Source organism: Dolichospermum sp. UHCC 0315A, from assembly GCF_008121535.1.
Classification (GTDB): domain Bacteria; phylum Cyanobacteriota; class Cyanobacteriia; order Cyanobacteriales; family Nostocaceae; genus Dolichospermum; species Dolichospermum lemmermannii.
The window spans coordinates 5,061,032-5,085,111 of sequence record NZ_CP043056.1 but is presented as its reverse complement, the minus strand read 5'-3'; the positions used below and the strand labels follow the sequence as shown (position 1 = coordinate 5,085,111).

The window sequence follows — 24,080 nt, the reverse complement described above, 5'->3', positions numbered from 1 at the left end:
TCCTTGTTTCTTTCTTCATTCCTTCTTCCTTCTTCCTTCTTCCTTCATTCTGACTCCTGACTCCTGACTCGGTGACTCCTTGACTCGACATTTTGTACACAGTCCAAAAAACTCTAGAGTGTGATAAAACACTTTAAATTGATGGCTGGTTTGTAATTGGTTTTCGAGTTCATGGACAGGACATTGATGAATGGGAATGGAAATACCGCATTGTAGGCAGGTGAGATGGTGTTTATCTTGTTGTACTAAGCTATAAAGGGCTTCACCATTTGCCAAAGTTCGCACCTGCACTAAGCCTTCTAATTTGAGAGCATCCAAGGAACGGTAAACTGTTGCTAAACCCATGCTTTGTTTGAGATTACGTAATTCTACGTAAATATCCTGGGCAGAAATGCCTTGTTTAAGATTTTGTAACAGGTTTAAAATCCGTTCTTGACTACGGGTATGTATGGCTCTCATAAATGTTGGTTAAATTTGTATCTATGTAGGTGGAATTCATGAATTCCCCTACTCCTCATTATATTTTCACTCAGTTAGACCATAAAAGTTATAGGATAGCGATCGCAGCATTCAGCAAAAAGCCTGTGCAAATAAAATATATAGCTAAAATTTTCGTGACACTTAGAACTTCAGTTTTAGATCCTGCTGGTGTGGCTGTACAATCTGGCCTCAAACAAATGGGATACGACAACGTGGAACAGGTGAGAATTGGTAAGTACATTGAGTTAACTATTGTCGCACCTGATGAGATGAAAGCGCGTCGAGACTTAAATCAAATCTGTGATCAAATGTTATCAAATCCTGTCATCGAAAATTATCGCTTTGACTTGATTGAAGTAGAATCACAAACTGGCGTATTTTGAAATGGGTAATGGGTAATTGGTGATTGGTGATTGGTAATGGGTAAGAGGGAAAATTCTTACCTTTTGCCTATTCCCTGACAACTGACAACTGTACGGGCGAAGCATTTGGAGAACTATTTTTGGCAATGACCGATAATTTATCTTCCAAATGCTTCGCCCCTACTAACAACTAACAACTGACAACTGACAAACAATGAAATTCGGTATTTTAGTTTTTCCAGGTTCTAATTGTGATCGTGACGTTGCCTATGTTACTAGAGATTTGCTAGGACAACCAACGCGCATGGTTTGGCATCAAGAGACAGATATTAGTGATATAGATGTAGTGATTGTCCCCGGTGGCTTTAGTTATGGGGATTATTTGCGTTGTGGGGCGATCGCTCGCTTCTCTCCTGTGATGCAGCAGGTGATTAATCATGCACAACAGGGTAGATTTGTCATCGGTATTTGTAACGGTTTTCAGGTATTAACTGAGGCTGGTTTATTACCTGGGGCATTGGCTAAAAATCAGGATTTGCACTTTATATGCGATCGCTCTCCCTTGAAAGTTGAGCGTAATAATTTACCTTGGACTCAAGGTTATGCGGAAGGGGAAATCATCACTTTACCCATTGCCCACGGAGAGGGGCGATTTTACGGTGACGAAACCACTTTAGCAGAAATCGAAGCCAACGGACAAGTTTTATTTCGTTATCAAGAAAATCCCAACGGTTCACTCAACAACATTGCAGGGATTTGTAATCTTCAAGGCAATGTTTTGGGAATGATGCCACATCCAGAAAGAGCAGCAGATAAAGCGTTAGGTAATAGCGATGGTTTGCGTTTGTTTGAGGGGTTGTTGGGGAAGGTAGCGGCTTTGGTGTAATAGATTCCCGGCTTCTGAGTGGAGTCGGGGATTTTTATATTTACTATACTTGGTATCAAATTCTTTTATTATTATTAGTATTCATTACATCAACTAAACATTTTTTAAGAACACAGATGGAGAAACATGAAAGAAATTACTAAGTTTCTCGATTTGTTCAATAGTTAGAGGTTGTTCTCCTGACAAAATATCAGATATTATAGTTTCATCGGCAAAAATTGGCATTAAATCTTTGGGTTGTAAATTCAATTCTGTCATTAATACTTTTAATAATTCTACTCCATAAATATCTGCTACAGGATAATTTTCTTCTTCATATTCAGATACTACTAATCCTAATAAATGCAGATAATCTCGTTCATCAGTAGTTAAATTTTCTTGATCTAATAAAGAATCAATAATATTTTGAGTTATGGCTAATTCTTCCTCTGAGGTAATTTTTCTGGGAGGAAAAGCAGTGATCAATTCTAGATATGTTTTAGGTGTACCAAGGGTCTTGTTTCCAATTTTGTTTGTCATATTCTGCATGGGTAAGGATATGGCGAATATACACTTCTTGATATTGATAGTCTACTAAAGCGATCAGTCGGTAATTGTTCCCACTAACGTTGAAAACGGTGAAGTTACCAACTAAATCCGCAGATGGGAATACTTGACGTAATTGAACAAAGTTTTCCCATTTGGCTTTATTAACAATTTTATACCATGTTTCTAGATTTGATTCAGATTTTGGATGCTGCTGCGAAAATTCTTTTAATCTCTTTTTGCTGATAATGTGCATATCTAGACGTTAAGCAATTTTTTGATAAACAACATTAATTTTAGGTTGAGATATTTCTGTTTCTTGAGTGTCAAATAAATTAGCATCAACTTGAATACAATTATTCAAAACATTAACAGGTAATAATTCTGTTACTCCTAAAATATCTACAGAATAACCATCCCTGATAAAAACAGTAATAATTTCTTGAGAACTTTTCACTAAGGTAGCTTCTAAATCTAGAATTTGTCCTTCTTCTTGCAAAAGTTGTAAAAAATCTGAAGAAGAAATAGTCGTATTTTCTTGATTATTTAAAATAGACGTTAAACGATTTCCTAATAATCCGGTAGCATCTATTTCAGTAATCAGCCATTGTGATTCAAGATAGGTTTTAGCTAAGTAATTGACAATGATATAAACGCGATTTTCTATTTTTTCCTCTGGTTGAATAACTAAGGTAAAAGCCGATTTTTGGAGGTTATTCATAGAATTTGTGGTTGTTTACTGCGAGTGGGAGTACCACCTGTTATATTAGCAAGCCAAAGATGTTGATGAGGCGGTGGTAAATGATCAGGGCGGAGTGTACCATTAGGATATGTCGGACTAGTAAAGTCAATATCTCGCACTGGTTGACCATTGGTATCAAATTCTCTAGCTTGATAAACTCTTTGATGGTATTGATCCCATCTTAATCTGGAATGGGCTGCTTGTGCTAAAGGATCGGCTACGGGTTCACCAAATCTAGGAGGTCTTTGACTTTGATAAACTGGTGTTCCATCCGCATATCTGGAATGGATTTTGTCAGACACTAATTAGAGACTCCTGAAAATTATGTATTTTATATGATTAATATTCTACATTTTGTCCCAACTTTATTAAATAACTTAATAAATTTTCAATTGTAAATTCTTTGAGAATACCGTTAATTAAATTATTTACTTTTTCAACTTCTAAGTCTAAAACTTCTCCAGCTTCTTGATGTGTGATTTGTTGCTGTTCTAAAATATCTGCAATAACGGAAGCTAATTTAACTTTGGCTAGTTTTTCTTCTGCATTAGCAAATCCTAAATCTTGAAATATGTTACCAGAAATGATTGTATAATCTAACATGATCTTCCTCTCATGATTGTCTAGTTTGTGAAATTTGGATTGCTATTTGTAATCTTTGCTGAATTAAGTCAATAGTTTGTTGAGGTGTTTTAATACCTTTGGGTGATTTTTCCTTGAAAGCATGAAGAACATAAACAGTATCATCAATTTTTATAGCATAAATAGTGCGGTATGTATCAGTTTGATAATTGCTGCGAATTTCAAATACTCCATTAAATCCTTTTAATGGTTTTATTTTAGGATGATTTTGATTGATTTGCACGCGATAGAGAATATATCCAATTTCATCAATTACATCTTCAGGAAATTCTAGAAGTTCTTCTTTGGCAGAGTTTACCCAGATAACTGTTTTGATTGTATCATTAGTCATAATTTAGTTAATAAACTATCTTTCCTGTTTTATCTATTAAGTAATCTTTGCCACTAATTGTTACTTTTGCTAATCCTTCTGAAAAATCATAAGCATTATCAAACTGATAAGGAATAACTATTTGACCATTAGTATTTATATAACCACATTTATCTCCTATTCGTACAGTCGCCAGTCCTTCTGAAAACCACAGAGTCCTATCAAATTGACAAGAAATAAATATTTCACCATTAGTATTTATATACCCATATTTTTCTCCTATTTGTACGGCTGCTAGTCCTTCAGAGAACCAATAAATCTGATTAAACTCACAAGGAATAACTATTTGACCATTGGTATTTATATACCCATATTTTTCTCCTATTTGTACAATTGCTAGTTCTTCGGAAAATCTGAAAGCATTATCAAATTGATAGGGGATAGCTAATTCACCAATAGTATTGATAAATCCCCATTTTGCTCCTTTTATTACACTTGCTAGTCCTTCAGAAAAATTATTAGCAAGACCAAACTGGCAGGGAATAACTAATTTACCCCCACTAACATAACCATATTTTCCATTAAGTCTAACTGGAACTAACTTAGGTACTACTAATAATCTTTGATTAATTACAAAAATTTTATTTAATTCATCCAAAGCTTCCTTAGCATTTCTATAACGTTGTCGCCATTCACAACACACCATTTTATTTATAAACTGCTTTAACCTCTCACTTATTTCAACCTGGTCAATCCAAATAATTTCACCATCATCATCTTCTGCTAATAAGCGTGGCGATAGATCAATTAATGCCTGAATTGCTATCATACCTAAAGCATAAATATCACTGCTCAATTTCGGCTTACCTATAGCCTGTTCTATAGGCATATATCCGACTGTACCAAACCCACTAGTTCGACTTGTTGAACCTGATTTAATGGCAATGGTAGTATTAATTTGTTTAACTACCCCAAAATCAATCAATACTAATTTCCCATCTTTGCGTCGCATGATATTTGCAGGTTTAATATCCCGGTGAATTACCTTATTTTTATGGACATAAACCAATATTTCTAAAACATCTCGTAACAGTTGAATTACATCAGCTTCACCCAGCTTTTTACCAGGTGTTATTTCTTGAGTTAAATTATGGCCATCAATAAATTCTTGAATCAAATAAAATTCTTGACCTTCCTGAAAATGGGCATACGATTTAGGAATTTGATCGTGATTTTGTCCTAATTCATATAGAATTCTTGCCTCTTGTTCAAATAAACGGATACTATCTGGGTTAATCTCTCTAGGTTTTAAACGTTTCACCACACAAACCGGTTTAGGAGTCACGGGAATATCTAAATCTTCTGCAAGGTAGGTTTCACAAAACCCACCCTCACCCAATTTTTTGATAATCCTGTAACGTTGACGGAGGATAGTACCAATCATAGAATGTTGCTTTAATAAACCTGTTTTTGTATATTATAAACCATCAAAGATAACGTCAATAAGTAGAATTTGGTTTTCATAACTGAAAAGAGGACAGGTATCAAACCCACTCTGATGATAAATCAGAGATTAAATTCTCCATCGTTAAATGTCCTCAATTTAATTCTTTCTTCCTCAATATCTCCCATAAGTCCCCAAAAATAAAATCCCCGACTGCTTGGAGAAGTCGGGAATCTAAAATGAATGATAATTTTTCGCGTTTTATGGGTTGAAGCTATTGACTTGCACCAAAAAATATGTTAGACTGAATCTTGACAAGGAAGAACTATTCTCCACTTTCCCCTCCCACCACCACATCCCGAATTCGTAAACTGGGACCACCGCAACCGACAGGTAAACCATTTTGTCCACCTTTACCACAACCCCCGGATTCATCCCAGTAAAAATCATCACCAATGGCTTCGATATCTGCGAGGGTTTGGAAAACATTACCGGAAAGGGTGACATCTTTCACAGGTTCAGCAATTTTGCCATTTCTAATCATCCAGGCTTCCCCAGCACTGAAAGTGAACATTTCCCCGTTCGTCATTCCCCCTAACCAATTTTGGGCAAAAACACCTTCTTTAATCCCCGTAAATAAATCTGCGACGGGAGTTTTACCCCGTTCAATCCAGGTATTTGTCATTCTCACAATGGGGGAATAGTGATAATTAAGACAACGGGCGTTTCCTGTGGGTTTCTCATCCAATTTACCAGCAGTTTCACGGGAATGCAGTCTCCCAACTAATACACCATCTTCAATTAACTGGGTAGTTGTCGCAGGTGTACCTTCATCATCGTAAAAATAACTACCGCGATGTCCTTGGGGTGCAGCACCATCAAATATTTGCAATTCTTTGGGGCCAAAACGTCGTCCTAGAGTCATGACTTCCAGAATATCAGGGTTTTCATAAGCCATATCTGCTTCAGAAAGATGTCCAAAGGCTTCATGCACAAACAAACCGCTGAGAATGGGATCAATAACTACGGTGTAAGTATTGCCCTTGACAGAAGGTAAAGATAAGGACGTAACTGCCCTTTCTGCTGCACCTTTAACTTGTTTGTCTAAATTAGTTAAGTCTTCGTAGGCTTTGCGAGAACCAGTGGTTTCTCTACCAGTTTGCACAGTGTCCCCATTCCTGGCTGTGGCTGCAAAGCGCATTTCCATATCTACCCAAGATTGATCAATGAAAGTTCCTTCAGAGGTGACAATAATGACTCTTTGGGTGCTGTCACTGTAATGAACTGAGGTAGTAGTAATTCGGTGATCAACTGTTTTCAGGAGGTCAGTATAGCGATCGCATAATTGTTTTTTCTGCTTCAGCGAAACCTGGCGGGGGTGAGTACCCAACAAAGGCAATCTACATACAGCCTGTACGGGATCAATGGCTGCAAGTATAGTCTCTTCATCACCCACTATCCGGGCTGCGGCAATGGCTTCTTCTATGCGGTCTTCAATGGTTGTTAATTTATTAAAACTACTTAATCCCCAACCACCTTTATAACAAGTGCGAACATGACCACCAATGGAAATCCCCTCGCTGAGAGTTTCCACTTTATCACCCCGCAAGACAATATCTGTTCCCTCGGCTTCTTCCAAGCGAATCATCAAATAATCCACACGGGAAGAATAACGAGAAATTAAATCTGAGAGGAGATTTTGAACGTCAGTAAGTTTAGTTTTCATTTTATAAATCGCTATAAATTACATTTATTTTCTTATTGAAAAGCATATTTTGGAGTTATCATAATCTTTACTTATCTATATGAATAGAAAAACCAACATAGAACCATCTTAAATCATAACAGCTTACTTGATCATTTTGAAAGAAGTTAAAATCTTTTACAGCACTTTCCGGTGTTATGAGGTACATATTCAGCGGGCAAGATGCCCGCACTACAAGAGTTTCATAATTCAAGTTTGTACCTCATTAGAGCGAAATCTGCTGTAATACTTATTTTACCTCCTAACTTATAAATTCCCTTGCCAATAAATTTTTAATAATTTTTGCAAAATCGTAACTATGGATACATCCAATTCTTGCAACCGTGGATAACATGAGAAAAATATTCACACAGTAAAAAAACATCAAGAACCAAAAAACCATTGTTCTTGTTCATCTTTCTATTTTCATAAACAGCAGCCCACAGGAGTTTGCCTTCCTCAATAATTTATCTGACAAAAATAATTTTTACAGCCTTAAACATAGGGACAAAATAACTTTATCACAATTGCGGATGACATCACAAAAACCTGTCATACCAATTTGGGATTTTAGATTGGGAATAAAAAACACCTTTGCAGTCACTTCCCACCATCCTAAATATCCGCAGTTAGCGTCCTTGTGATATTTCAACTAAACAATCAAGGAGTTCACTATGGTTCGACAAATGTGCTGGTTATCTAAGTCTAACGGCGATGATCAAAAGATTTTGTACTTGCAAACTGCACCTGGACAACCTTGGCGGCCTTACACAGCTTTTCCGCAATTTTCAGTTCCAGATTATCGCGTCCCTCGTGGTTCTAAAGGTTGGGCAACTTATCAAAAACTCTTTAAAGCAGGTTGGACTTTAGTACCTAGTGCCAGAGGTAGCGAATTTGGTGATAGTTGCTATACAGAGTCAACAGTGCAGACTTCATAGCCTATATTACCATCTGGGGAACACCATCAATATTATCTCATCCCCAGATGGGTGAAATTATTTGCGTATCTGAGCAAGTCAGCCGCAAACACCTTACAATGGATAAGGTGCGTTAACTGCTGTTACAAACATTTATATTTATGCCTCCCCGTTGGCCTCGCAAACCAGATCGTAAAGATCCAGATTTCCGTAAACTAGATGATCGCATGAATTTCGCTGTTCATGTCGGTATTTGTGCAACTGTCACTTCTGGGTTGTGGTTTTTCCACATTTTGAAAACTACTGCCTGGGAATGGCTACCTGGAGTAACAATTGGTTGGGTAGGAGTATTGCTGCTGCATCTAATTTACATTGGTGCGATCGCTAATTACGACCCCACACCACCGAAATCTACCTAAAGAAAGAAAATCAAGCTAGGGAATTCTCACCTGTGGTAGTAGATCAAGTCTAGCTAATTGAGTAATAATATGAAATAAGCTAAGATATCCCGATGTTACTAACAAAGAGGTTATATTTATGGCTAAAACTAATACCACAGAATTACTAGAAACCCTAGCCGCAGAAATTGGTGAAAGTGTTTATATAGATATTGCCAAATGGCATCTATATCTATCTGATGCCAAACTGCATAATGTTGTGGCTGAAAAATTGTATCCTTTAATTACTTCTAAAAGCGTTAATGAAGATAAGGTAATTACTGTTTTAGAATCTATTACTGTCAAAGTTGGTGGTGGTAGAAGGGAACTATCTTTAATTGATTTATTACCCTTGCAATGTCAAGTTACTTTAGTAGATATTGTTGAAAAATATCAACGGTAAATCTAGTCTTCATTTTCTTCCCATTGGCAAGTTTACACATTGAAATAATGGAGGTTGATCAAGATGTTTTTACAAATCAAAGATAGCCGCGATTTAGTGAAAATAGTTGATGTTCAAGAACTATTAGACCCCACTAGTAAGATTGTCCATGCCCAAGACCAAGAAGGACAAGAAGAACAGGAAACGGACATTTATCAAAAGGAAGAATTAGTATTTCCTTCCGGGGAAAAATTGCCCCGCTGTTGGTTAGATGCCAAATTCAGAGAAAGAGAAGCTGTAGCAGCTTAATTTTAATTACGTAGGATGAACAAAAACAGATCCCCGACTTCTCCAAGAAGTCGGGGATCTAAATTCCTAAACTTCTGCTTTTTGTGTGACTATCACAGATTCAGAACCTTTAGAAAAGGCTTTTGTAATCCAATAGGTGAAAATATGAGAAAGGACACCTAAAGGACCCGCAAATAAACACAAAGCTAGAGAATGAATTGTCCAAATTCCGGTTTTTTGTCCTTCCCAATAAATCCATCTGCCGACAAATAAATCCATTACCAAAAAGTGAATCCAACCTGTAGCAGCAGCAGTTTCATTACTAAAAAACCTGGCTATATCTGCTAATTGAGGATTTGATAAAGCAGCAGCATTTTCTGGAGTAATGCTAGTGACAAATAAATACAAATAAGCACCTGCTAAAACCACAAAAGGTAGATAAGATTCCATTACCTTGCGGGTAATTTTCCAATTTGGTAACAGAATCATCAAAGCCCAAAAAGGCAAAACAAACAAATTGGCAACGTTAAATAAATCTGTGATATTCATATTACAAAGCTACTAATTGAGATTCTATTGTTGAAGATTGTAAATTACGACCGATAAAAACTAAACTGGTTTGTTTTGCTTCTTCTGGTTTCCAAGGACGATCATAAAATTTATCAAATCTATTACCTACACCTTGCATAACTAACCGCATGAGTTTATTCTCAACAGCCACAAAACCTTTAATTCGATAAATTTCTTGTTCCTGTGCTAGTTTTTCTAAGGTTGCTTGTAGCTTTTCGGGGTCAAAAGTGCGGTTTAAAATCACGTGAGTTGAGTTAATTTCATCATCATGATCATGGTCTTCTTCTGTGTCGTGGTGACTAGGACGTGAATCTAAATTATCTTCAACTGCGGCTGCAAATCCTAATAAGATAGATGGGTCTAATTTACCATAATCACTAGAGACAATTTTCACAACTCTAGGTAATTCATGCTTGACTAATTCTAGAACTTGTGCTTGGGTTTCACTATCAACTAAATCAGTTTTATTCAAAATTACTAAATCAGCACAAGCAAGTTGATCTTCAAACAATTCTTGTAATGGTGTTTCATGTTCTAGACTATCATCTTCTTGGCGTTGGGCTGCTATAGCATCTAAATCACTAGCAAATGTTCCCGCTGCAACTGCGGCACAATCTACCACTGTAATTACTGCATCTACTGTAGCAGCATTGCGGATTTCTTGCCAACGAAAGGCTTTAATTAAGGGTTTTGGTAATGCTAAACCAGAGGTTTCAATGATAATACAATCAATGCTATCTCGGCGTTTAATTAATTCCCGCATTGTTGGGTAAAATTCTTCTTGCACGGTGCAGCATAAACAGCCGTTTGTCAGTTCAAATATGTTAGTTTCTGGATTTGATGCTGTTTCATCTTCGGGGCAAATTTGACAAGATTTCAATAATTCTCCATCTATCCCCAGTTCGCCAAATTCGTTGACTAATACTGCTATCCGTCGTCCTTGGTTGTTTTGAAGTAAGTGACGGATAATGCTGGTTTTACCGCTTCCTAAGAAGCCTGTGATCACGGTAACGGGGATTTTTGTAGCCATGTTTTGTATGTGGTTTTGAATTCAATTTTACACTATTTCTGTTGTGATGGAAGAATATAGAGTAAATGAACCACGAAGGGACGAAGTACACGAAGGAAGAAAGGAAGAAGGAAGGAAGTTTTAAGAATATCCAATTTCTATCATTTTGAAAAATTCCTGCACTACTTCATCAGGATTGTTATAACATCTTTCAGCATCAAATCTTTCTACAACTTTGATACCATTTATCTTGAAAATGCGTTCTCTTTCTTGTTCTTCAACTCTGCGTTCTGCGGTGTGATATGGTCCATCAACTTCTAAAACTCCCCATTTACCTTTATAACAAATGAGGAAGTCAGCTTCTTTATTTTCTCTACCTTTGGGTGTGGTGAGTCTTGCTAAAGAGTTGGGTACAAATAAAACTTCAGTTCTGTCTAATGCTTCAGCAATTTTGATTTCTGTTTTTGAGCGAAAGCGTAGTCTTTCCCAAGTGTGAATTGTTGAGTTTGAATAAAATTGAATGCCTTGATTATTAATATTATTATCATTTTGGGGAGTTTTGCTTAAAATTAAGTCTATATTTTCTATAATCTTTTTATATAAATTGGCAAATTCTCCAGGTGCAAAGTTACCATTTATGGGTCGCCGTTCTGGTTTTTTATCATCAAGATATACATATTCACACATTACTCCATCTAGGTTTGTTGAACTGTTAAGTAGCCAATCTTTTATATAAGCACCTGTTAAAGTTGCATTGTGAAAATTTGTACCTATTACTTGAGATAGAAATAAATTAGCTCCATTCAGGTCAGCCCATCTCAGGTCAGCCCCTCTCAGGTTAGCAAAAATCAGGTTAGCCCTTCTCAAGTTAGTCCCAATCAGGTTAGCCCTTCTCAAGTTAGTCCCAATCAGGTCAGCCCCAATCAGGTTAGCCCTAGTCAGGTTAGCCTCACTCAGGTTAGCCTCACTCAGGTTAGCTCCAATCAGGTTAGCTCCAATCAGGTTAGCCCCGCTCAGGTCAGATCTAATCAGGTTAGGTATTAATAGGTTTGTTTTTAGTCTCCAATTATTCCAAACTTCTACCCCTTGCTTCAGTATTGCTAAATGCTCTGGATTTGCCATAATCTAGTTTTTATACCTAAAATTGCCAATATTCGGATTTTAACCTAATTTCATTAAGTTTAATCAAAATAGCGATCGCATTTGGGGTTAACTAAGTAAGTCGGCCCAATAAAATCGATATATGTTTAGTTTTGTAAAAACCGTGAAACACCCTATTTATAAGGTATTCGTTAATTTATATTTCGTTACATAGATTGATTTTTTAACGCCGACCTACTTAGCGATCGCTATTAGTATTCATCAAATTTTTGAAAGTGAACGTTTAACCAAAATTTTAACTTAGATCAAAAGATTTCTACTTAGGGCTTGCTGAAAAAGTCTTTTCGTGAGGGCTAGGAGTCACCGAGTCAGGAGGAAGAATTAGAAGGAGAGAAGAATAGTCTCAAATTTCAGAAAGTGATAGGTTTTTAATGGTTTCAATCCTTATTCCTTGCACCTAATTCACTTTTTTAACCGGGAAACTCTTAATCTATCTAGGTTTTCGGTTTATTCAGCAAGCCCTACTTATGTATAAGATGGTAAGATGTGTTATTTATAAACACAACCGTGATCTTTCAGTTATAAATAATCTTTTTGTAACACATATTTTGAATCACATATGTGACATATATGCAATTGAAAAATTAAATCTCCCCTTGCCAAAATTAAGTACGAATCAAAAATTAAATCCCCATTTATAACAATAAAATGGGGGTTATTTAACTTTTTATTGATTCAACTCAAATCAGATGAACTAACAAACATTTTAATCTATATAAACTGTGTTAAGTCTAAATGCTCTTCAATTTGAGTAGCTAAAGAATCTAACATTTGCTCTCGCTGTTCTTTGTAGTTAGCCACACCTGTGGGTAAAGATTTCAAACCCCGTTGTTGCCGGAGACGATTTACCCAAGCCCGTCGCCAAGGTCCATTATCAAAAATTCCATGTAAATAAGTTCCCCAAACCGATTGACAACTATCTACTAACCCTAAATTAGCATCATCAAATAAGGGTTGACAGGATTTTTGATCTGCTGGGTTTTCTATGCGCGAGCGCCCTTGGTGAATTTCAAACCCCGTCACAGGTAAACCCGCTTGGGGATAATTGGAAGTAACTTGACGCTGACGGGCGACTTTTTGTCCTGTAATTACTGTCTTTATAGGTAATAAATTTAACCCTTGATATTTACCAGATTGTCCTTCCATTCCTTCTGGATCAGCTATAGACTGCCCCAACATTTGAAAACCGCCACAAATGCCTAAAACCGTGCCACCAGAAGCCGCATAGTTTTGAATTGCTTCTGCCATGCCGCTTTTTTGCAAGGTAATTAAATCAGCAATTGTGGTTTTTGTCCCTGGGATAATTACTGCATCTGGATGTCCTAACTCTTGCTTAGGATGCAAGTATTTTACCGTTACTGATGGTTCTGATTCCAAGGGATCAAAATCGGTGAAATTGGCAATTCTTGGTAAACGAATCACCGCAATGTTTAGTTCAGAGTTAGCTTTTGCTGGTTTGCGTTCTAGTAAATCTAGGGAGTCTTCCGCTGGGAAAACTTGTTCTAAATAGGGAATAACACCAACCACAGGTATACCTGTCCGTTCTTCTAACCATTTAATTCCGGGTTCGAGAATTGAGCGCTGTCCTCGAAATTTATTAATGACGACTCCTTTAATTAAGGCGCGTTCGTCTGGATCTAATAGTTCTAATGTGCCGACGACATGAGCAAATGCTCCACCTCTATCAATATCAACGACTAATAAAGTAGGTGCATTTAAATGTTTAGCAACCCGCATATTAGTTAAATCCCGGTGTTTAAGATTAATTTCGGCGGGACTACCAGCACCTTCACAAACTAGGGCTTCAAATTCCGTAGATAGGTATTGTAAACATTCTTTGATGGTCTGCCAACCGAGTTCAAAATATTGTTCGTAGTAATCTGTGGCGCTAACTTTCCCGATAGCTTTACCTTTAAGAATGATTTGGGATGTCATATCCCCCTGGGGTTTAAGTAAAATTGGATTCATTTCTACCAAGGGTACTACTCCCGCCGCCCAAGCTTGCACTGCTTGAGCATAGCCTATTTCCCCGCCACTGGCGGTAACATAGGCGTTTAAAGCCATATTTTGACCTTTAAAGGGGGATACTCGCAACCCGCGCCGGGAAAGAATCCGACAAATAGCTGTGGTTATCAGTGATTTCCCTGCGTGGGATGTTGTTCCCACTACCATGATTGCTTTCATTTTTAATTATATTTTAGTATGTTGATATTAAGTAGTGCATCTGTAAATAAGCTGTTATTTTTTTAAACTTGCATATCTCGTTATCTCGTTCCCAGTCTCAGACTGGGAATGTAGATGGCGGCTCTGCCGCTAGTGACATGAGGCAGAGCCTCAGCATTGGCATTCCTAGCCGGAGGCTAGGAACGAGGTCAAACGAGGTGTATTTCAAAAGGGTAAACGTAACCAACGAGTCATAAAATCATTGTAGCGATCGCTCAGGGAAGGATGACGAAATTTCTGATCTTTTAACTTGACAATCAATTGATGACCCAAGGGAGTTAGGCGAAAACTGTCTGTAATGCCCTGTCCATCAACTTCTCGCCGCAATACTCCCACATCAATTAACCAGGCTAAAGCGTTTTCACAGGTCAATTCTGATAAGGGTTGCTTGGTGTAACTTTGCTGATTTCCTTTCTCCATTGCTATAGCACCTAGTTGGATACTTTGGCTAGTCATGGCTATAAACAAATTGAGGTTGAAGGGCGAACAGATTAGCGATCGCTCGGCTCTTTCTAGGGCTTTACTAGTGTAAACTAAGGGTTTAAGGTTTGGGGAATCCACAGTAGACATTTTTCATTACTCTAAGTTGTGCTTTTTGTCAATGCTTTGAAAATAAATACCTCTTTGGCAGAATATTCCGTAAGCAAGTTATTTAAATATTGTAAATTATTGTAAAATCTTGATTGCATAAAGATTTTTAAACAGGACAAGGTGAATTATGCCTCTATCAGTTGGTACAGACGCACCTGCATTTACCGCCAAAGACACTAACGGCAATACAATTTCATTATCTGATTTTGCTGGTAAAACAGTAGTTCTCTACTTTTACCCCAAAGATGACACACCAGGCTGCACCAAACAAGCTTGTAGTTTCCGTGATTCTCAAGCTGAATACAAAGACAAAGATGTAGTTGTCTTGGGAGTAAGTGCTGATGATGAAGTTTCTCATCAAGCATTCACCAATAAATATAATCTGAATTTCCCTTTATTAGCTGATACCCAGAAAAGCATCATTACAGCTTATGATGTTGATGGTGGTGGTTATGCCAAGCGTGTTACCTACATCATTGATGGTAATGGCAAAATCATTGATGTTGATGCTGCTGTTAACACTACTACTCAAGCTAGTGATGTTTTAGCAAAACTGGGACTTTGATCATTAAGTATACTCAAAACGGCTTGATTGTTTGATTCTAAACCTAGGGGTTTAGCACTGATTCTAAACCCCTACACATCTGGGTTCTTTGTCATTTGGCAAAAGTTTAAATCTCACCCGTGTTTAGTATAACTCCGTAGAGGCGCAGGGTCTGCGCCCATTATTTCCCATTTAAGTGTTATTTACCTGATGATGGTAAAATCTGTAAGGGAAGTAGATTTTGTCCAGGGATAATGGCAGACGTGCCTGGATTTTGTTGTAGTTGAGGCTGAAGAAGTTTTTGTTGTGCAGTCCTGAATGCGGCTGCTGCCAAGTCTAACTGTTGATTTTGTTCATCAGCATTCCATTGAATAGTTCCCATTTGTGCTTGATGAATCATGTTCATCATATTGAAATCTGATCCATTGCCAGATAAAGGATTACTACTGCGATAGCCTTGCTGACCTAATGTATCACTTTCTAAACTACCAAAGGGTTGATTAGTATCAGCTAAGGTGGGTTCTACTACTAGCATAGAAGCAAAGCTAATCCCGGCGATAGTGGCAACAATAATTTTGTGAACTGGTAAAAATGGTCTTTTCATGAAATTTCTCCTTATATATTTTTAAGCAAGACTCCGGCGTAGTTGGGGTTGAATACTCAGTAAAGCCACTAATGCAAAACCTAGTAACACTAATAACGCTCCCCCAAAGGTAACATCACCCCAAAAGGCGTGCATTACTATATCATTTAATCCCCAACTGCTGTGTAGATATAAATAGCGAATCGGTTCAATCGCATAACTGAGAGGGTTGATGGTAGCAATAACCTGTAACCAACCGGGCATAAAGGATAAAGGCGCTAAGGCTGTGCTGGCAAATAATAATGGTAGGTTAGTGACAAAAATTACGGCGATAAGTTCAATGTGTCCGGGTAATGCAAAGGCTAAACCCAAGGAAATAGCGGTGACACCCAAAGCCAGTAGAAAGACAATGAGAGCGATCGCACATAATCCTGTAAAATCAGGTAAGCCAGCCCCTAAAAATGCCGCTGCTGCCACAATTACCGCTGCTTGTAGTAAACTTTGGCTAATAATAAAAATAGCAGAAGCAAAAACAATTGAAAAGCGCGAGGCTAGAGGTGCAACCAGCAACCGATTTAAAAAGCCAAATTCCCTATCGAACATTACAGGTAAACCGGCATTCAAAGCCCCAGCAAAAGCAGTAAATACTATGACACCTGCTGCTAGAAATTGTCCGTAATTTGTCGTACTACCAAATAAGCCTGTGGGTGCATTTTGGAATAATGCCCCAAATAAAACTAACCACATGACAGGCTGAATAATCCCGGCTATCAGGCTAGAGGGACGGCGTTGGAGTTGAATAAACAGACGACGAGTTAAAGCAAAAGTTTCTTGAACAATTTCTGCGAAAAAATTGGAGGTTGTATCAGCAACTACAGGAGATGAGATTAATTGTTGCCAATTCACAGCTACTTTATCATTACTCATAGAATGTTAAAATTAAAAGGCATCAATTATAAACATTCCTGCAACTTGTTAGTTAACAAAAAATATTTATAATTCTTAACCCTATATTACAACGAATCCCCAACAAGATCAAAGTAGAGAAATTGCCATTTTGATGCTGTTACTGTCGAAGCCAAAATACTGCGATACTATACTCTATACATAAATCACATAATATAAACTGATCATGGAGCTAAATTCCTTACCGACAGAGGTAATTTTGACACATCCGCGTCAGTCTCTTGGTAAATTACAACTTGATTGGACACCCCAACCCGGAAATTATCTTGATTTTGCCGAAAAAACCTACGTAGTTTTAGAGCGTTGCCATAGATATCAGCTTAAAGGAGGACGCTATAGTTTACACAATATCGCTATTTACGTACAAAAAGCCCAAAGACCAGAACAGAAAAGTTTAGTAGAAGGACGTTGGGTTATAGGTGATGCTACCTGTAACTATAATGCTCTTTCAGAAATTATGCGTTGTGCAGTTAATCCAGAAGGACCTTGTAAATCTTGCCGGTTCTATGAAAGTTAGTTGTCAGTTGTCAGTAGGGGCGAAGCATTTGGAAGATAAATTATCGGTCATTGCCAAAAATAGTTCTCCAAATGCTTCGCCCGTACAGTTGTCAGTTGTCAGTTGTCAGTTGTTCGTTGTCAGTTGTCAGTTGTTAGTTGTTCGTTGTTAATTACCTATTACCTATTACCTATTACCTATTACCTATTACCTATTACCTATTACCTATTACCTATTACCTATTACCTATTACCTATTACCTATTACCTATTACCTATTACCTATTACCTATTACCTATTACCTATTACCTATTACCTATTACCTATTACCTATTACCTATTACCTATTACCTATTACCTATTACCAATTACCCATTACCCATTACCTCACCGACAGTTAACCGAGTCCCATTGACAAAATCCCATCCTGACTGGGGACGTTTACCCGTTAGCTGTACTTCTCGCAATAGCAATAAACCTACCCCTGTTTGGACAATTGCTCCTAGTCCTTTAGTAATATTAACTACCTCTCCAGGCTGTCCTGATATGGTTGACAAATTGGGTATTTTATGAATTTTTTCTAGTAATGGCTCTGGTAACTCGTGAATATACGCAGGATCTAGGGGGACAGTAGCAGTAATTTTCAATGCTTGGTTGCGAAAAGTTGCTGTACAGTTAGGATAAAATCCGCGAATTTGATTATGTAATTGGATGGCACTTTGTCCCCAGTCCAAGTTATAATCTGGCTTCTGAATCAAAGATGCGTAAGTAGCTGCGGTATGATCTTGGGGAATCGGTGTCACTTCTTGACGTTCTAGTTTGTATAAGGTTTCTATGAGTAAATCTGCACCAGTAATAGCCAACTTTTCGGCTAAAACCTGAGCATTATCTAGCAATTGAATTGGTATAGTCGCTTTTAGAAGCATATCCCCTGTATCCATGCCCTTATCCATGAGCATAGTTGTAATCCCCGTTTCTTTTTCTCCGTTATATATACTCCACTGAATTGGCGCAGCCCCTCGATACTGAGGTAAAATTGAACCATGTACGTTAATACAACCTAGCTTAGGCATATCTAATATCTTCTTAGACAAAATTTGCCCATAAGCAATAACCACAAATATATCTGCTTCTATCTGCTTGAGTTGTGTTAAGGTTTCAACATCTTTTTTAACTCTTTCCGGTTGCCATACTGGAATATGATGATCTGTAGCAAAGGCTTTCACTGGTGAAGGTGTCAGTTTATTCCCTCGTTCTCGACGTTTATCCGGTTGAGTGACTACGGACATCACCTGAAAATTCTTGTTTTCTAAGAGTTTTTCCAAAGTGGGAACTGCAAAGTCAGGAGTGCCAAAAAATACTATTTTCATTACTTATTAATTATTAATTACGAGTCATGAGTCATTAATCAATGGTAAGTGTGTTCCTCATCACTGACAACTGCGACATCTGAATATTAATAGAATTATGTTGAGAATTTTTGATTAAGGGCAAGGAATTTTCGCAGTTTGATGGTATAGTGTTTACTATTGGTTCAGCAAAAACAGCCTCAATACATCATAATACTTGCGGTAATTAGTTGAACTATCGCCATTTGCATCTACTATTGATGATTTTTGTGTGTCTATCTGTGTTTTGCAGTCAGTTATTTCTCTACGAAATCAAAATTATTCAATAATTACCCAAGTTAAAAATAAACTGTATTTGCTTAATCGCAGCATTTACGAGTCTAAACTTCAGTTTGTAGGTTGGGTGTATGAATTTAATGTTTTTGTTTATTGTTGATTGTGCAGCGGTTAATCTCAAGTTGCCAGCAATAGATAGGTTTTAGTTGGGTAAAGCCCGCGCTGTTTGTCCGGCTATAAACAGGGTATCTTATTTTAGACTGGCTTTAGCTAAGAATGTTTTCAAGAGCAAGAGCATCTCTAAATCTTGGCTACTAGCTTTAGTCAATTAAAAATTCATCTATGTTCCACTTAAATTGAATATGGATGTTACTGATGCTAACAATAATAACGGCAGTTATTAACAGATGTAATTTACTGTTAACTTTAATCCCGTTATTTTGGATATTATGTAAAGATTATGAGGGGGTAAATGGTGATACTAAAACTTTTGTAAAGCAATACAACATTTGAATCAATTATCTTGTCGAAGCTTTTGGTTTGTTGGTAAACATATAGTCATAGCTTTTTTCCATTCCTGTATAGATACTGCCCGCACTTAGCAACTGCCCCTAGAGAGTCTCATCATGCTTAAACCCCTTTTGGTGTCGGAATGGTTCCGTGTTAAACCATTTCTCAAGTACATTGCCATTGTTATAGTAATTTCACCCTTCCTGGGAATGTCTATTCATGCTACCTTAGCGAAACAATCAGAAGTAGCAAATAGTAGGGCGAAAAATAACAAATCTCAGATAAAATTGGCAGAAAGTGCTGCTACGAGGCAGTTAAATTTACAATTTGCTCAAGTTAACTCTCACACAGGAAAAATACTTGTTGGTGAAGGAATACAGTCATTACCAAAAGATATAGTTATTTCAGGGGCAGAAAGAGAAAATTCTCAACTGGGGGATGATGTTGTTAGCAAAACTGTACCATCAGTTAATGTTGCACAACTTCAAAGCAAGACATCTATTAATCAAGCTAATTTAATTCAAAAATTAAAAGATGCCAAAGAAGAAGCTGATTTAAATTCTCCAGTCAGTGGGAATTCTCAATCTCAAGAATTAGCAACATCAACAGTTACTCCTAAAAATGGAGAAATACCTGTTAGTGAACGGCCAAATGAGTCGGAAATGGCACAGACTGACCCTATAGGTAGTCCCCATCCGATACCTTGGCAATGGATTCTGGCTACTCAGGAAGCGATTGGTGCTAAAGGTGGTTCTGGTGTTCGCTACTATCGGAGTATTCCGGTAATTTCTCCTGATGGCAAATATGCGATTTATAGTCGGGTGCAAATGGAAGTAAAACCGGAAATGCACAATAGCCGAGTTAATAGCGTGTTGTTTGTGGAGGATAAACAAACTAAGCGGTTACGGGTGATGACATCAACCAGTGTGGTGATTGATCCCCTGTTAAAAAGACAGGCAATTTTGTCAGCACAAGGGGATAATGATGGTAAAATTGGGGTATTAGTGCCTGTTAGCTGGTCTGAAAAAGGCGATCGCTTTCTTGCCCGTAAGTTTGTGGCTATTTTTAATACAGCAGATGCTACAGATCAGGCTGTAATTTGGAATCGTCAACAGGATCATCTCAATGTGGTTAGTCCTGTACAATCACAAGATGATCACGAAAAAATAGCTATTTTGTTAGGTTGGAGTAAAAAGCAGCCTAATAATGTATTATTCCGTGCTGGTGAATTAGGTGAAGAAAATTGGCCTTTGTTACAAGTAGCTAATGATGGCAGAACTGTAGATATCTCGGCAGAAGGTGATCAGGCTGTGACTTTTGGTGAAAAAGGTAGCATTTGGGCAGATCCACAAGTTGCTTCGCGCTAATTGATTAATTGCCCTCAAAATGGCTTAATCGTGTGATTCTCTAGGTAGGGGTTTAGCATTGCGCTTTACCCTTACACATTTAGTTTTTTCCTAATCTTGTAAAAGTCCATTTCCTAGTTGTGTCCCTCTTCCCGTCCTTCCTCTTTAATTTCCCGATAAACTCGCGTTTCTTTGAGCGTTATTCCTAACATAGATTCTGGTAGTGGTAAATATGTAGTGAAATCTCATATTTTCTAACTTAAATTATTCGTTTGTAGCTGTTGAAATTTTAATTATATTTAACTAACTAATTGAAAATTATCTAAAATATAAAGTTTCTAAATATATAACTTTTGCTAATAAAATCAGAGAAGAAAGACGTTATTTGCAAAAATTGCCATTAGGATCTCAAACCTATCTACTCAACCAAACCCCTTTCTCGTTTTTCCCGGATGCCCTGGTTGTCCCCCTGGTTTCCGTTTTGGAGTCTCACTCTCTTCTGACTTCTCTTCTTGTTTGTTCTCTGATTTTTTGAGTATGTCTCCCGATGGTGGTTTCGATGATGTTGTGCTATCTAAATCTCTACTGATTTTGAGTTTCTCTATTTCTTGTTCTAGTTCTACCCCACATTCCGCACCCCAAAATGTTACAGAGGGAAATTACGGAGATGAAAATCAAAGGGAGCATCAAAACAAACAGATAAAGTGAAAAAAGGCATTTGAGAAACAGTAAATCACCAAAAATGTCATCAAAATCTATTCTCAATAAGAAGCAATAAGAATGCACACCACCTGGAGAGGTCAATAGATAAGCGAAAGAAGATATTCAAGAAACAATTATAAGTTAGACTAATCAATTAAAGTAAAAAACGAAATTATAGACATAGTAAAATGGAGCTATAAATCAAAGAGATTAGCTCATCTTTACAAGAGAAATTAAATTGATAGAGATGATAATTAGCTGACTAATTGATAGTAACGTAAACAATCATCTGGTAAAAGACTCAAGATAAAATCTCTGTCCTTATTCCAATTAGAAATATGTTTCTCCTGATTGAGTGTAACCAAATGAATACACTGAAAGCATTGAAAAATCCAGCGTAAAGTAGGACGATTAGTTGCTTTGCCTAATTGATTTTTAATTGTTGATTTAGACTCCAAAAGAGCATTTCTAATATGACGTTGAGCCAAAGTATAAACCAGTAGACATAAACCCATAATCATTCCCAAAGACTCTATTCTCTCAGGACTTTTGAGGAAAATACTGTCGGCAAAAAATAATGGGTCTTTGAGAAAACCAAACCCCCTCTCACATGACTGCTGGGCTTTATATTCACTTAGCATAGAATCATTGCTTAGTTCCTGTGAATCTAAAACATTTGTCGCAATAATAAAACGTCCCGCACTCAGCAATTCTGTATTAATTTTACTTTCATCCTGGGAGACTGTAGCTGATATTTGATAGGATATTTCTCCTGAAGTATCTTTTTTATTAGATTTTACTTGAGTCACCGTACTTTCGTGAATTTGATGATATTTGAATTGTTTTGATAATTTTGATAATGCCTTGATAGCATCTGCAACACATGCAAATCTCTCTTGTGATAACTTTTTCAAATCTTGCACAGCTTTTGATTCTGCTTTGGTAATTTTTTGTGTGAGCTTATGCAGGTCTGATTCTTTTCTTTCTTGACTTTGCACTACTAACCATCTTTGTTCTATCCCTGCATAATTTTGGATTTTTGATGCTAATTTATATCCTGGTATTGTACTATCAATAAATTCTGATTCTGCTAATGTTGATATTAATGTTTTTGCTGCTTTTATGCTTAATGGTACTCGACATAACCAACGTAATTCTGACATCATTTTCAGGTTTGATTCTGTATATAAAGCAGCGTCAGCAACCATGAGACTATTAACTTCTAATTGTTTTTGATATTCTACTGCTATTTGACCAAAACATGATGAATCTGCTTGATTTCCCGATGCTAGTTTTAAAAATATTGGGATGTCTCCATCTCCTGAACATATCATTTCTATGATGAATTGTTTTAAATCTGGTCTATGGTCACGGGAATAACCGTAGGTGATGGTTATTTCTTTTGGTGATTTTACTGCTAATTCTTCTAATTCTTGGTTATTTCCTACTTTTTGACTCTCAAATATTACGAATGGTAAGCTAGTGTTATACTGCCCATGCACGTGCATTGATGATGAGTCTAGATGTGATGTTGATAGTGATACTCCAAATTTTTGAGCAGCTTTTAAGGCTATGAGAAAAAAGATTGTATCTAAGCCTTTTATAAACAGTTTATCCATGACTCTCCCCAATTTATCGTCGTTAAGATATTCTGGTTTTACTCCTGTTCCTATTAGATGCTCACAGGCGATTGTTTCAAAATATTGGGGAAACATATATAACGGTTTGGAGACAAATCCTAACCCGTTTATTATCATGGCTTTTACCACTTGACCTGCATTTACTTTTTCGTCTTTTTCGACTCCTATTAATTCATTTATTATTTCTACTATTCCGATTGAATCTATGATTCCTGCTACTATCCCTAGATGGTCTATGTTCTCAATTTCTATTTCTTGAGGTTTTAATTTCACAACAGTTTCCTCTAATACTTCTGTTGTCATCAATTATTTCTTATTTGGTTATCAATTCATTTTTTTCTTTTGTTACCAAGTTTCACTTTATCACACCACGTCCCTTTTAATGCTACTTATTCTTATTAAGCATCTTAATTTTTGAATTGGCTTTAGTTATTATGTACTACTTTAAGGGCTTTTTTGATCTGTGACAGTTTGGGGTGCGGAATGTGGGTTCTACTACTTGCGGATTTTAGTGCTTCTCTAGTAGTCTGTCAATCCAAAAATGACGGACTGTAGTGTGAGCGTCTCGCTCACGCGGGCAAGATGCCCGCACTACCAAAAACCCGTCAAAATAAATTTGACAGACTACTAGTTGTTCCCTGCTCAATGATAATCTCTACCAGTTGCTCTATTGCCAACTGTCTCAAGATTTCACTGTCTAGTATTGGGGGCAGGTTTTTTTCCATACCTGTGATTTTCCTCCTCCATTATCACTCTTGTCAATACCCCCACCTGAATCCTTACTAGAAAATTTAGGTGCGGCGTTGTTTAATATTTCCGAAATTGCTGATTTAGTAACTTGGTTAAATCAAGAAGATCATCATTAATAGTGATTTTTGGGTTGGTTTTTCTCAACCCAAACAAAAACTAAAAACTAGATCCCCGACTGCTTTAAGAAGTCGGGGATCTTATCGGT

General features: G+C 37.1%; 31 protein-coding genes and 1 pseudogene. 12 read left to right on the top strand and 20 right to left on the bottom strand.

Annotated elements, in window-relative coordinates; all coding sequences use genetic code 11:
• Positions 1-15: 15 nt before the first annotated feature.
• Complete coding sequence (locus BMF77_RS24030; RefSeq protein WP_148766399.1) at positions 16-459, bottom strand: Fur family transcriptional regulator; 444 nt, start codon at positions 457-459, stop codon at positions 16-18.
• Positions 460-584: 125 nt separating this feature from the next.
• Here BMF77_RS24030 and purS point away from each other — a divergent pair, with 125 nt between their 5' ends.
• Positions 585-863: a phosphoribosylformylglycinamidine synthase subunit PurS gene (gene purS / locus BMF77_RS24025; RefSeq protein ID WP_041457555.1), complete on the top strand. Its 279-nt coding sequence runs from the start codon at positions 585-587 to the stop codon at positions 861-863.
• Here the strand turns inward: purS and BMF77_RS28805 are convergent.
• Positions 843-968, bottom strand: a complete 126-nt coding sequence (locus BMF77_RS28805) for a hypothetical protein (RefSeq protein WP_256370327.1) — start codon at positions 966-968, stop codon at positions 843-845. The genes purS and BMF77_RS28805 overlap by 21 nt on opposite strands.
• A gap of 88 nt (positions 969-1,056) precedes the next feature.
• On the opposite strand from BMF77_RS28805, the gene purQ reads away from it, so the two are divergent.
• The gene (purQ, locus tag BMF77_RS24020) at positions 1,057-1,728 is read left to right on the top strand and encodes a phosphoribosylformylglycinamidine synthase subunit PurQ (protein ID WP_148766397.1); all 672 of its coding nucleotides are present in this window, start codon (positions 1,057-1,059) and stop codon (positions 1,726-1,728) included.
• 93 nt (positions 1,729-1,821) lie between these two features.
• Here the strand turns inward: purQ and BMF77_RS24015 are convergent, their stop codons facing one another.
• From BMF77_RS24015 to BMF77_RS23980, 8 genes are all read right to left on the bottom strand, one after another.
• Positions 1,822-2,247: a type II toxin-antitoxin system HigA family antitoxin gene (locus BMF77_RS24015; protein WP_148766395.1), complete on the bottom strand. Its 426-nt coding sequence runs from the start codon at positions 2,245-2,247 to the stop codon at positions 1,822-1,824.
• The gene (locus tag BMF77_RS24010) at positions 2,207-2,509 is read right to left on the bottom strand and encodes a type II toxin-antitoxin system HigB family toxin (RefSeq protein ID WP_015078395.1); all 303 of its coding nucleotides are present in this window, start codon (positions 2,507-2,509) and stop codon (positions 2,207-2,209) included. The genes BMF77_RS24015 and BMF77_RS24010 overlap by 41 nt, the downstream gene beginning before the upstream one ends.
• Positions 2,510-2,518: 9 nt before the next feature.
• Positions 2,519-2,974 carry a hypothetical protein gene (locus tag BMF77_RS24005; protein ID WP_148766393.1) on the bottom strand — a complete coding sequence of 152 codons (456 nt, stop codon included), beginning with the start codon at positions 2,972-2,974 and terminating at the stop codon, positions 2,519-2,521.
• Complete coding sequence (locus BMF77_RS24000) at positions 2,971-3,297, bottom strand: hypothetical protein (RefSeq protein ID WP_015078397.1); 327 nt, start codon at positions 3,295-3,297, stop codon at positions 2,971-2,973. The genes BMF77_RS24005 and BMF77_RS24000 overlap by 4 nt, the downstream gene beginning before the upstream one ends.
• Positions 3,298-3,334: 37 nt before the next feature.
• Positions 3,335-3,598 carry a helix-turn-helix domain-containing protein gene (locus tag BMF77_RS23995; protein WP_148766391.1) on the bottom strand — a complete coding sequence of 88 codons (264 nt, stop codon included), beginning with the start codon at positions 3,596-3,598 and terminating at the stop codon, positions 3,335-3,337.
• 10 nt (positions 3,599-3,608) lie between these two features.
• Complete coding sequence (locus tag BMF77_RS23990; protein ID WP_148766389.1) at positions 3,609-3,968, bottom strand: type II toxin-antitoxin system RelE/ParE family toxin; 360 nt, start codon at positions 3,966-3,968, stop codon at positions 3,609-3,611.
• Between the two features lie 7 nt (positions 3,969-3,975).
• Positions 3,976-5,391: a WG repeat-containing protein gene (locus BMF77_RS23985; RefSeq protein ID WP_168204485.1), complete on the bottom strand. Its 1,416-nt coding sequence runs from the start codon at positions 5,389-5,391 to the stop codon at positions 3,976-3,978.
• A 325-nt stretch (positions 5,392-5,716) separates the two neighbouring features.
• Entirely contained in the window at positions 5,717-7,117 is a 1,401-nt protein-coding gene (locus BMF77_RS23980) for a TldD/PmbA family protein (RefSeq protein WP_148766387.1), read from the bottom strand.
• Between the two features lie 692 nt (positions 7,118-7,809).
• Between BMF77_RS23980 and BMF77_RS23975 the strand changes: the two genes are divergently transcribed.
• The 4 genes from BMF77_RS23975 to BMF77_RS23960 all read left to right on the top strand — a co-directional run bounded on the left by BMF77_RS23975 (position 7,810) and on the right by BMF77_RS23960 (position 9,180).
• The gene (locus tag BMF77_RS23975; protein WP_148766385.1) at positions 7,810-8,073 is read left to right on the top strand and encodes a hypothetical protein; all 264 of its coding nucleotides are present in this window, start codon (positions 7,810-7,812) and stop codon (positions 8,071-8,073) included.
• Positions 8,074-8,213: 140 nt separating this feature from the next.
• The gene (locus BMF77_RS23970) at positions 8,214-8,471 is read left to right on the top strand and encodes a hypothetical protein (RefSeq protein ID WP_015078402.1); all 258 of its coding nucleotides are present in this window, start codon (positions 8,214-8,216) and stop codon (positions 8,469-8,471) included.
• A gap of 118 nt (positions 8,472-8,589) precedes the next feature.
• Positions 8,590-8,892 carry a DUF3181 family protein gene (locus BMF77_RS23965; protein ID WP_148766383.1) on the top strand — a complete coding sequence of 101 codons (303 nt, stop codon included), beginning with the start codon at positions 8,590-8,592 and terminating at the stop codon, positions 8,890-8,892.
• A 63-nt stretch (positions 8,893-8,955) separates the two neighbouring features.
• Positions 8,956-9,180 (top strand): hypothetical protein, encoded by a 225-nt coding sequence (locus BMF77_RS23960; RefSeq protein WP_015078404.1) that lies wholly within the window; start codon positions 8,956-8,958, stop codon positions 9,178-9,180.
• A 66-nt stretch (positions 9,181-9,246) separates the two neighbouring features.
• On the opposite strand, the gene BMF77_RS23955 is transcribed toward BMF77_RS23960, so the two are convergent.
• The 5 genes from BMF77_RS23955 to BMF77_RS23930 all read right to left on the bottom strand — a co-directional run bounded on the left by BMF77_RS23955 (position 9,247) and on the right by BMF77_RS23930 (position 14,692).
• On the bottom strand, positions 9,247-9,708 hold the full coding sequence (locus tag BMF77_RS23955; RefSeq protein WP_148766381.1) for an ABA4-like family protein: 462 nt from the start codon (positions 9,706-9,708) through the stop codon (positions 9,247-9,249).
• A gap of 1 nt (position 9,709) precedes the next feature.
• Complete coding sequence (gene cobW / locus BMF77_RS23950; RefSeq protein WP_148766379.1) at positions 9,710-10,759, bottom strand: cobalamin biosynthesis protein CobW; 1,050 nt, start codon at positions 10,757-10,759, stop codon at positions 9,710-9,712.
• Between the two features lie 120 nt (positions 10,760-10,879).
• Positions 10,880-11,860, bottom strand: a complete 981-nt coding sequence (locus BMF77_RS28305) for a pentapeptide repeat-containing protein (protein WP_246863018.1) — start codon at positions 11,858-11,860, stop codon at positions 10,880-10,882.
• 750 nt (positions 11,861-12,610) lie between these two features.
• Entirely contained in the window at positions 12,611-14,083 is a 1,473-nt protein-coding gene (gene cobQ, locus BMF77_RS23935; protein ID WP_148766377.1) for a cobyric acid synthase CobQ, read from the bottom strand.
• Positions 14,084-14,287: 204 nt separating this feature from the next.
• Positions 14,288-14,692: an Npun_F0494 family protein gene (locus tag BMF77_RS23930; RefSeq protein ID WP_148766375.1), complete on the bottom strand. Its 405-nt coding sequence runs from the start codon at positions 14,690-14,692 to the stop codon at positions 14,288-14,290.
• 148 nt (positions 14,693-14,840) lie between these two features.
• On the opposite strand from BMF77_RS23930, the gene BMF77_RS23925 reads away from it, so the two are divergent.
• Positions 14,841-15,278, top strand: coding sequence for a peroxiredoxin (locus tag BMF77_RS23925; protein WP_015078425.1), 438 nt, complete (start codon positions 14,841-14,843; stop codon positions 15,276-15,278).
• Positions 15,279-15,456: 178 nt separating this feature from the next.
• Here BMF77_RS23925 and BMF77_RS23920 read toward each other — a convergent pair whose 3' ends face one another.
• Positions 15,457-15,861, bottom strand: a complete 405-nt coding sequence (locus tag BMF77_RS23920) for a hypothetical protein (RefSeq protein WP_148766373.1) — start codon at positions 15,859-15,861, stop codon at positions 15,457-15,459.
• Positions 15,862-15,882: 21 nt separating this feature from the next.
• Complete coding sequence (locus BMF77_RS23915; RefSeq protein WP_148766371.1) at positions 15,883-16,767, bottom strand: ABC transporter permease; 885 nt, start codon at positions 16,765-16,767, stop codon at positions 15,883-15,885.
• Positions 16,768-16,972: 205 nt separating this feature from the next.
• Between BMF77_RS23915 and BMF77_RS23910 the strand changes: the two genes are divergently transcribed.
• Genes BMF77_RS23910 through BMF77_RS23905 form a run of 3 tightly spaced genes read left to right on the top strand, consistent with a single transcriptional unit; the run spans position 16,973 to position 17,703 of the window.
• Positions 16,973-17,323, top strand: coding sequence for a DUF6464 family protein (locus tag BMF77_RS23910; RefSeq protein WP_015078422.1), 351 nt, complete (start codon positions 16,973-16,975; stop codon positions 17,321-17,323).
• On the top strand, positions 17,313-17,474 hold the full coding sequence (locus tag BMF77_RS27065; RefSeq protein WP_168204484.1) for a hypothetical protein: 162 nt from the start codon (positions 17,313-17,315) through the stop codon (positions 17,472-17,474). Before BMF77_RS23910 ends, BMF77_RS27065 begins: the two co-directional genes overlap by 11 nt.
• Positions 17,461-17,703 (top strand): hypothetical protein, encoded by a 243-nt coding sequence (locus BMF77_RS23905; protein ID WP_148766369.1) that lies wholly within the window; start codon positions 17,461-17,463, stop codon positions 17,701-17,703. Before BMF77_RS27065 ends, BMF77_RS23905 begins: the two co-directional genes overlap by 14 nt.
• Here BMF77_RS23905 and fmt read toward each other — a convergent pair.
• Positions 17,671-18,672: a methionyl-tRNA formyltransferase gene (gene fmt, locus BMF77_RS23900; RefSeq protein ID WP_148766367.1), complete on the bottom strand. Its 1,002-nt coding sequence runs from the start codon at positions 18,670-18,672 to the stop codon at positions 17,671-17,673. The two genes, BMF77_RS23905 and fmt, sit on opposite strands and share 33 nt — an antisense overlap.
• An 881-nt stretch (positions 18,673-19,553) precedes the next feature.
• On the opposite strand from fmt, the gene BMF77_RS23895 reads away from it, so the two are divergent.
• On the top strand, positions 19,554-20,804 hold the full coding sequence (locus BMF77_RS23895; protein ID WP_148766365.1) for a hypothetical protein: 1,251 nt from the start codon (positions 19,554-19,556) through the stop codon (positions 20,802-20,804).
• Between the two features lie 404 nt (positions 20,805-21,208).
• Here the strand turns inward: BMF77_RS23895 and BMF77_RS23890 are convergent.
• Both BMF77_RS23890 and BMF77_RS23880 read right to left on the bottom strand, forming a co-directional pair.
• Positions 21,209-21,406 (bottom strand): annotated as a pseudogene (locus BMF77_RS23890) (DUF6444 domain-containing protein); the annotation flags it as partial.
• 333 nt (positions 21,407-21,739) lie between these two features.
• Positions 21,740-23,428 carry an IS1634 family transposase gene (locus BMF77_RS23880; RefSeq protein WP_148763581.1) on the bottom strand — a complete coding sequence of 563 codons (1,689 nt, stop codon included), beginning with the start codon at positions 23,426-23,428 and terminating at the stop codon, positions 21,740-21,742.
• Between the two features lie 452 nt (positions 23,429-23,880).
• Here BMF77_RS23880 and BMF77_RS23875 point away from each other — a divergent pair, with 452 nt between their 5' ends.
• Positions 23,881-23,991 carry a DUF4351 domain-containing protein gene (locus tag BMF77_RS23875; protein WP_233466945.1) on the top strand — a complete coding sequence of 37 codons (111 nt, stop codon included), beginning with the start codon at positions 23,881-23,883 and terminating at the stop codon, positions 23,989-23,991.
• Positions 23,992-24,080: the final 89 nt, after the last annotated feature.

What these genes read in the sequence shown, in the direction of transcription:
- BMF77_RS23985 (WP_168204485.1), bottom strand. Translation starts at nt 5,391, where the DNA reads ATGATTGGTACTATCCTCCGTCAACGTTACAGGATTATCAAAAAATTG.
- BMF77_RS23970 (WP_015078402.1), top strand. Translation starts at nt 8,214, where the DNA reads ATGCCTCCCCGTTGGCCTCGCAAACCAGATCGTAAAGATCCAGATTTC.
- BMF77_RS24030 (WP_148766399.1), bottom strand. Translation starts at nt 459, where the DNA reads ATGAGAGCCATACATACCCGTAGTCAAGAACGGATTTTAAACCTGTTA.
- BMF77_RS23975 (WP_148766385.1), top strand. Translation starts at nt 7,810, where the DNA reads ATGGTTCGACAAATGTGCTGGTTATCTAAGTCTAACGGCGATGATCAA.
- cobQ (WP_148766377.1), bottom strand. Translation starts at nt 14,083, where the DNA reads ATGAAAGCAATCATGGTAGTGGGAACAACATCCCACGCAGGGAAATCA.
- cobW (WP_148766379.1), bottom strand. Translation starts at nt 10,759, where the DNA reads ATGGCTACAAAAATCCCCGTTACCGTGATCACAGGCTTCTTAGGAAGC.
- purQ (WP_148766397.1), top strand. Translation starts at nt 1,057, where the DNA reads ATGAAATTCGGTATTTTAGTTTTTCCAGGTTCTAATTGTGATCGTGAC.
- BMF77_RS28805 (WP_256370327.1), bottom strand. Translation starts at nt 968, where the DNA reads ATGCTTCGCCCGTACAGTTGTCAGTTGTCAGGGAATAGGCAAAAGGTA.
- BMF77_RS23965 (WP_148766383.1), top strand. Translation starts at nt 8,590, where the DNA reads ATGGCTAAAACTAATACCACAGAATTACTAGAAACCCTAGCCGCAGAA.
- BMF77_RS23880 (WP_148763581.1), bottom strand. Translation starts at nt 23,428, where the DNA reads ATGACAACAGAAGTATTAGAGGAAACTGTTGTGAAATTAAAACCTCAA.
- BMF77_RS23990 (WP_148766389.1), bottom strand. Translation starts at nt 3,968, where the DNA reads ATGACTAATGATACAATCAAAACAGTTATCTGGGTAAACTCTGCCAAA.
- BMF77_RS23930 (WP_148766375.1), bottom strand. Translation starts at nt 14,692, where the DNA reads ATGTCTACTGTGGATTCCCCAAACCTTAAACCCTTAGTTTACACTAGT.
- BMF77_RS23920 (WP_148766373.1), bottom strand. Translation starts at nt 15,861, where the DNA reads ATGAAAAGACCATTTTTACCAGTTCACAAAATTATTGTTGCCACTATC.
- BMF77_RS23910 (WP_015078422.1), top strand. Translation starts at nt 16,973, where the DNA reads ATGGAGCTAAATTCCTTACCGACAGAGGTAATTTTGACACATCCGCGT.
- fmt (WP_148766367.1), bottom strand. Translation starts at nt 18,672, where the DNA reads ATGAAAATAGTATTTTTTGGCACTCCTGACTTTGCAGTTCCCACTTTG.
- BMF77_RS23895 (WP_148766365.1), top strand. Translation starts at nt 19,554, where the DNA reads ATGCTTAAACCCCTTTTGGTGTCGGAATGGTTCCGTGTTAAACCATTT.
- BMF77_RS23960 (WP_015078404.1), top strand. Translation starts at nt 8,956, where the DNA reads ATGTTTTTACAAATCAAAGATAGCCGCGATTTAGTGAAAATAGTTGAT.
- BMF77_RS23980 (WP_148766387.1), bottom strand. Translation starts at nt 7,117, where the DNA reads ATGAAAACTAAACTTACTGACGTTCAAAATCTCCTCTCAGATTTAATT.
- BMF77_RS24010 (WP_015078395.1), bottom strand. Translation starts at nt 2,509, where the DNA reads ATGCACATTATCAGCAAAAAGAGATTAAAAGAATTTTCGCAGCAGCAT.
- BMF77_RS24005 (WP_148766393.1), bottom strand. Translation starts at nt 2,974, where the DNA reads ATGAATAACCTCCAAAAATCGGCTTTTACCTTAGTTATTCAACCAGAG.
- BMF77_RS23955 (WP_148766381.1), bottom strand. Translation starts at nt 9,708, where the DNA reads ATGAATATCACAGATTTATTTAACGTTGCCAATTTGTTTGTTTTGCCT.
- BMF77_RS28305 (WP_246863018.1), bottom strand. Translation starts at nt 11,860, where the DNA reads ATGGCAAATCCAGAGCATTTAGCAATACTGAAGCAAGGGGTAGAAGTT.
- BMF77_RS23915 (WP_148766371.1), bottom strand. Translation starts at nt 16,767, where the DNA reads ATGAGTAATGATAAAGTAGCTGTGAATTGGCAACAATTAATCTCATCT.
- BMF77_RS23925 (WP_015078425.1), top strand. Translation starts at nt 14,841, where the DNA reads ATGCCTCTATCAGTTGGTACAGACGCACCTGCATTTACCGCCAAAGAC.
- BMF77_RS24015 (WP_148766395.1), bottom strand. Translation starts at nt 2,247, where the DNA reads ATGACAAACAAAATTGGAAACAAGACCCTTGGTACACCTAAAACATAT.
- BMF77_RS27065 (WP_168204484.1), top strand. Translation starts at nt 17,313, where the DNA reads ATGAAAGTTAGTTGTCAGTTGTCAGTAGGGGCGAAGCATTTGGAAGAT.
- BMF77_RS23995 (WP_148766391.1), bottom strand. Translation starts at nt 3,598, where the DNA reads ATGTTAGATTATACAATCATTTCTGGTAACATATTTCAAGATTTAGGA.